The organism is Pantoea conspicua (assembly GCF_002095315.1).
Classification (GTDB): Bacteria; Pseudomonadota; Gammaproteobacteria; order Enterobacterales; family Enterobacteriaceae; genus Pantoea; species Pantoea conspicua.
Map to the genome: position 1 here is coordinate 1 of NZ_MLFN01000103.1, position 1,927 is coordinate 1,927.

General features: G+C 59.7%; 1 pseudogene. It reads right to left on the reverse strand.

What is annotated here, in order from left to right:
• Positions 1-493: 493 nt before the first annotated feature.
• Positions 494-1,927: pseudogene (gene fruA / locus HA41_RS19365) on the reverse strand (PTS fructose transporter subunit IIBC); the annotation flags it as partial.

Below are 1,927 nucleotides of genomic sequence, written 5' to 3' on the forward strand. Positions count from 1 at the left end.
GTTCGTCGGCACGACGTCAAAGCCGAAGGTACCGCGTGAGCGGCGCGAGGACGGCCCGGCAGCAGCAGCGGTGCTCTGGCCCGCACTCCGGCACGCTCGACCAAAAAAAAGCTGCCACGTCTGACCGTGACAGCCTTTGCAAATTTAACCTTAACTGACGAACATCAGTCGCGCAGGTGCCCTTTTTTTTGTTTATTGCGATGCGCCGCCATACTGCCTGAACCCGGCTAGCATCCGCGCCCAGCCATCACTGGGATTCAGCATGGTAAGCTCAGCGCGGGCGATTACGCACCTTATCCCTGTGGCGCGCCCTTATCCGGGTCAACGCTTTGCGTTGTTCAAAAAACGCTCCCGGCGTTTTATCCCGGCGGCGCGATGCTTTACTCCAGGCGTATTTATCCATCGCTTTAACATTATTCACCGTCTGAAAAAGCAAACAGGGAGCCATCTGGCTCCCTGTTTTTTACTTCAGCAGATAATGCCCTTCAGCAAATCAGACTTTGGCCAGCTGCTCTTCCGGACGTTTCAGCACCGCATAGCTCAGACCGGCAATCGCCGTACCGACGACAATCGCCACCAGATAACCGACCACCGGCGAGATCGCGCCAGGGATCAGCAGCACAAACAACCCACCGTGTGGCGCCATCAGTTTGGCGCCCACCGCCATCGAGATGGCACCGGTGGTCGCGCCGCCGATGATGCAGCAAGGCAGAACACGCATCGGGTCACGGGCAGCGAACGGAATTGCACCTTCAGAGATGAAGCAGAGACCCAGTACCAGCGCCGCTTTGCCCCCTTCCTGCTGACCTTTATTGAATTTACGACGGGCAACCAGCGTCGCCAGACCCATCGCCAGCGGTGGCACCATACCGGCCGCCATGATCGCCGCCATCGGGGCATAAGTCTGGGAACTCAGCAGACCAACACCAAAGGCGTAAGCCACTTTATTGACCGGGCCGCCCATATCGGTACACATCATGCCGCCCAGAATCGCGCCCAGCAGCACCGCATTGGCGGTACCCATGTTCGCCAGCCAGTGCGTCAGACCGTTCATGATGCCAGCAACCGGTTTACCGACCACATAAATCATCAGCAGGCCGGTTATCAGGCTGGCAAACAGCGGAATGATCAGAATCGGCTTCAGCGCTTCCATACTCTGCGGCAGTTTCACTTTGCCGCTGATCAGCTTCGCAGCGTAACCGGCGATGAAACCGGCGATGATCCCGCCGAGGAAGCCGGCGTTGATGCTGGTGGCGATCATCCCGCCAATCAGACCTGGGGTCAGACCCGGACGGTCAGCAATGGAGAAGGCAATAAAGCCTGCCAGTACCGGCACCATCAGTGCGAAGGCGCTGCCGCCACCAATCTGCATTAACGCAGCAGCCAGCGTGCCCTGCTCTTTAAAAGCGGTGATACCAAAGGCAAAGGAGAGCGCGATACTCAGACCGCCCGCCACCACCATCGGCAGCATGTAGGAAACGCCGGTCAGCAGGTGGCGATAGGCGCCTGCACCCTCCTTCTTCTCATTCTGGTTGTCGCTGCTCTGCCCGCCAGTGGCTTTGTAGGGCTTCGCCTCGGCTACCGCTTTGTCCAGCTCCTGGGCAGTTTTCTTCAGCGCAAGGCCAGTTGAGGTCCGGTACATCGGCTTACCGGCAAATTTTGCCAGGTCGACTTCGATATCGGCTGCCACGATCACCAGATCGGCCGCCGCCACCTCTTCCGGCGTAATGGCATTACCGGCACCGACTGAGCCACGGGTTTCTACTTTGACCCACCAGCCGCGACGGGTCGCTTCAGCCTGAATCGCTTCTGCGGCCATAAAGGTGTGAGCTACACCGGTCGGGGCAGGCGGTGATCGCAACCACGCGTTTCTGCGCACCGGCCTGGACCGCCGCGGGCGCGCCTGCTGGCGCGGCAACGGCTACCG